Raw genomic sequence first — 3,192 nt, forward strand, 5'->3', positions numbered from 1 at the left:
CATGCGTGCGCTGCTGGCCCCGCTGGGCCTATTCGGACTCCTCGACAACTACGAATACGCCATCGGTACCTCGGGCGTCGCGTTGGTGCTCTGACCCCTGACTCTGGCCGAACGCTTGCCTGGATTGGCTCCGGTGTCAGATTTGCGGTCGATCTGTTCTTGAGGTGCCCCATGTCCACAGCCCAACCTCTCGGTCCTGCCGAAGTAGATCACCTGTTTGGCTCGACACTGACGTACAGCTTCACGCGGGCGAAGAATCAGTTGAAATCCACTGAAATCGCCAGCGTGTTGTGGCAGAATCAGCCGGTGCAGGGCAATCCCAATCTGCCGGAGTTAAGTTACTCGGAATTCGGCCAGCGCCATCGCATCGTGGGCAGCGCGACTTATCGTAAGAGCTGGTCGAATAGCATGGCAACGCATTTTGGTTTGTTCTTGGAAGTGGCGGAGGGTAATCGCTTCGCAGGTTCGGGCGGCAATCGGTATTCGTATCTCTATTCCGGCGACGTGAATGGCGACGGCCAGGGCGGCAACGATTTGATCTACATTCCGGCGAACCAGAACGAGATCAATTTTGCGCCCTACACGGACGCCACCGGCCGTACCGTTTCCGCCCAGGAACAATGGAACGCGCTCAATGCCTTTATTGAACAAGACAAATATCTCAGCGCGCATCGCGGCGAAATTTCGGAACGCTTCGGCGCGGTAAATCCGTGGTATTACAACATCGATTTGCGCGTGCTGCAAGATTTCTCGTTTAACGCGGGCGCCAAACGGCAAACCATACAGTTGAGTTTCGACATTCTCAATGTTCCGAATTTGATCAATTCGAGCTGGGGTGTGCGCAAAGTTGCGAGCGCCTCAGCAACTTCACCACTGCGGCTGGTAAATTTTGATGGGACCAGCGGCGAGCCGGTTTTCAATTTCACCGGGCCGTCCAAGACGTTCATCGACGATGCGGGCTTGAATTCGCGCTGGCAGATTCAGGTGGGATTGCGGTATATGTTCAACTAAAATCGTTCGCCCGCTTTGTTTGGGTGAGTTTCGGTTTGGCATCTCGCAAGCCGTGACAAAACTCTTTTAGAGTTGTATAGTAGGAAAAAGCTCCTTGTTCTGGCGACAAGGAGCTTTTTTGTTGATATCAGAGAAACTATTCGGGATCAGAATTTGGAATTTATTGTCCCATGAATTTCGGCAGCCATGTCGCCAATTGCGGAAAGAAGATCACCAGCAGCAATGCCAGTACCTGTATGATAATGTAGGGCACAACGCCACGATAAATGTGAGTCGTTTTGACTTCGGGCGGGGCCACGCCTTTGAGATAAAAGAGCGAAAAACCAAAGGGCGGCGTGAGAAACGAGGTTTGCAGGTTAAGCGCCAGTAGAATGCCGAGCCACAACAAATCGACCTGCATTTTGACAAAAATCGGCGCGACCACCGGCACGATGATAAAGATAATCTCGATGAAGTCAATGAAGAAGCCGGCGATGAACACGACAACCATCACCAAAGCCAGAAACGCATGCGGCGTAAGATTAGAGCTGATAATCAATTCGGTGAGATAGCGATCACCGTGCATGCCGCGAAAGACCAATCCGAATGCCGTAGCGCCGACGAGAATGATGAAAACCATGCTGGTAAGAAACGTGGTTTCGCGCATGACGGCATTCAGCGTTTTATAATTGAGCTTTTTGTAGAACACTGTCAGTAGGGTGGCGCCTAACGCGCCTACCGCCGCAGCCTCGGTGGGCGAAGCGACGCCCAAAAAAATCGAGCCGAGCACCGCGATCATCAATGCCACCGGCAACAAGAATGCGAGCAAGACTCTTTTTGCCATGTGCCGCCCCTGGAAGCGATCCAACTCGGCGGCAGGCATTGCCGGAGCTGCGCCCGGTTTGAGCCATGAAATGATCGCGATCCACAAGAGATAGATCAAGACCAGGCCTGTGCCGGGAATGAATGCGCCGGCAAACAGATCGCCTATTGGAACATTCAGAATGCTGCCCAGCAAAACCAGCACAATGCTGGGCGGGATGATTTGACCAAGCGTGCCGGCGGCTGCAATTGTGCCGGTGGTTAGTTCGGGGCTGTAACCGCGCCGGAGCATGGTTGGCAAACTCAAAAGCCCCATGGTGACCACTGTTGCGCCTACGATGCCGGTGGTGGCGGCAAGCAAGGCGCCGACGATGATAACGGAAATCGCCATGCCGCCCCGCATTCGCCCGAATAGCAACGCCATCGTTTCCAAAAGATCGTCGGCCAGCCCGGATTTTTCCAGCATCACGCCCATGTAAATGAACAGCGGTACCGCGAGCAACACGTAATTCGTCATTACTCCCCAAATGCGCAGCGGCAACAAGTTGAAAAAATCAAGCCCGAACGTTGCCAAACCGAATATCAGCGAAACACCACCGAGCGTGAAGGCCACGGGATAGCCGAGAAGCAACAAAACAAATAACACAGCAAAAAGCAGAAGGGCGGCGGTGTCGCTCATGATTGGGTCTCCTGCGCGTGCATCGGGTGATCGAGAATGAGGAGCAGCGCTTTGCCGGCGTGCGCCACGGCTTGTAGCAACAAGAGCGCAAAACCGGCGGGGAGAGCGGCTTTCAAGATATATCTTGCCGGCAGTCCGCCCGGGTCGGGAGAGGTTTCACGAATGACAAATGCGTTGTGAACGAACGTGTAGGATGTCCAAATAATCAAAGCAGCGAAGGGTATGAGGAAAAACAAAGCGCCGAGCAAATCAATCCACGCGCGGCCTTTGGGAGAAAGCTTGGCATAAAAAAGATCGACGCGCACATGCCGGTCGTGTTTGAACGCAAAACCTGCGCCGAGCAGAAAGATGACGGCAAAGAGATGCCATTCCAATTCCTGCACGGCAACGCTGCTGCGCTTCAGAAAGTAGCGGGTGAAGACATCATAACAGACGATCAGCACCATGAGCGTGGTGAGCCAGGAGACGAGATAGCCCACCTTTTCGTTCATTGCCTCAATCGCGGCAATGAACTTGCGCAAAAATTTCATTCCTCCTCCTCATAGCGATTACAAACAACGCGACGCAAAGCCAGTTGCAATTTTACGCCGAAAACTTTTTCAATACCGCCTCGTTGGTGGGAAACATGGCAAGCAGCTTGAGCATTTTCTGCAGCGCTTCCGTGGGAGATAAGTCGTTCACCGCGCGCCGCAGTTTTTGAT

At 53.4% G+C, this 3,192-nt stretch carries 3 protein-coding genes; 1 reads left to right on the forward strand and 2 read right to left on the reverse strand.

Annotation, left to right across the window (positions count from 1 at the left end):
- Window positions 1-171: 171 nt before the first annotated feature.
- Window positions 172-1,011: a hypothetical protein gene (locus FBQ85_28595; GenBank protein MDL1879092.1), complete on the forward strand. Its 840-nt coding sequence runs from the start codon at window positions 172-174 to the stop codon at window positions 1,009-1,011.
- Between the two features lie 160 nt (window positions 1,012-1,171).
- Here the strand turns inward: FBQ85_28595 and FBQ85_28600 are convergent, their stop codons facing one another.
- Together FBQ85_28600 and FBQ85_28605 are read right to left on the reverse strand one after the other, a co-directional pair.
- Window positions 1,172-2,491, reverse strand: coding sequence for a TRAP transporter large permease subunit (locus FBQ85_28600; GenBank protein ID MDL1879093.1), 1,320 nt, complete (start codon window positions 2,489-2,491; stop codon window positions 1,172-1,174).
- Window positions 2,488-3,021 carry a TRAP transporter small permease subunit gene (locus tag FBQ85_28605; GenBank protein ID MDL1879094.1) on the reverse strand — a complete coding sequence of 178 codons (534 nt, stop codon included), beginning with the start codon at window positions 3,019-3,021 and terminating at the stop codon, window positions 2,488-2,490. Before FBQ85_28605 ends, FBQ85_28600 begins: the two co-directional genes overlap by 4 nt.
- Window positions 3,022-3,192: the final 171 nt, after the last annotated feature.

Source organism: Cytophagia bacterium CHB2 (assembly GCA_030263535.1).
Classification (GTDB): Bacteria; Zhuqueibacterota; Zhuqueibacteria; order Zhuqueibacterales; family Zhuqueibacteraceae; genus Coneutiohabitans.

Coding starts and splice junctions, on each gene's coding strand:
- FBQ85_28600 (MDL1879093.1), bottom strand. CDS start 2,491: ATGAGCGACACCGCCGCCCTTCTGCTTTTTGCTGTGTTATTTGTTTTG.
- FBQ85_28605 (MDL1879094.1), bottom strand. CDS start 3,021: ATGAAATTTTTGCGCAAGTTCATTGCCGCGATTGAGGCAATGAACGAA.
- FBQ85_28595 (MDL1879092.1), top strand. CDS start 172: ATGTCCACAGCCCAACCTCTCGGTCCTGCCGAAGTAGATCACCTGTTT.